Source organism: Staphylococcus devriesei, from assembly GCF_002902625.1.
In the GTDB taxonomy this organism is placed as follows: Bacteria; Bacillota; Bacilli; order Staphylococcales; family Staphylococcaceae; genus Staphylococcus; species Staphylococcus devriesei.
Genome location: NZ_PPRG01000102.1, coordinates 1 through 524, shown reverse-complemented (window position 1 = coordinate 524; position 524 = coordinate 1). Strand labels below are relative to the sequence as shown.

Here is a 524-nt window from a genome sequence, read left to right as displayed (position 1 = left end):
TTGTTTGTTCGATTGTGGGTTAAGCTAGTCTTTCTAAAACTCCGTAATCTCCATGTCTTTCTGCTGTATCTATCTGACTATCTGTAAGTCGTTTATAGTTGATAGGTAAATCATCTAAAGTTAAACTTTCTACAAATGCAATCGCATCTTCACCGTCTACACTTCTTACTTGGTTGTATTTATTAACTTCATATTTCTTTTTAATGACTGTAAAAATACCTCTAATTAGATGGCCATATTTTTTTGAATATAATTCTTGAGATACTTGTTGACCGAAATATTCTCTAGTGAATTGATGACCTTTTCTAGAACAAAAAGAATGTAATCTATCAGCTTGTGGACCAGTTAAAGGTACTGTATTTCTAAAGTCGTCAAACTCTTTTCGTATTTCGTCGTACAACCCTCTGAATTCACTTTTCATTTCTGTAATTTCGTCATACATTTGTAGAATTGAATTCGCTTGAGCTACCATGTTTTCCATTTGATTTCGTGTTAATTCCATTATTTGGTTAGACATCTATAAC

1 protein-coding gene is annotated in these 524 nt (G+C 32.1%); it reads right to left on the bottom strand.

Annotated features, from left to right (window positions below; genetic code table 11):
• Window positions 1–19: 19 nt before the first annotated feature.
• Window positions 20–502 carry an ORF6C domain-containing protein gene (locus CD147_RS11640; RefSeq protein WP_103167611.1) on the bottom strand — a complete coding sequence of 161 codons (483 nt, stop codon included), beginning with the start codon at window positions 500–502 and terminating at the stop codon, window positions 20–22.
• Between the last annotated feature and the right edge of the window lie 22 nt (window positions 503–524).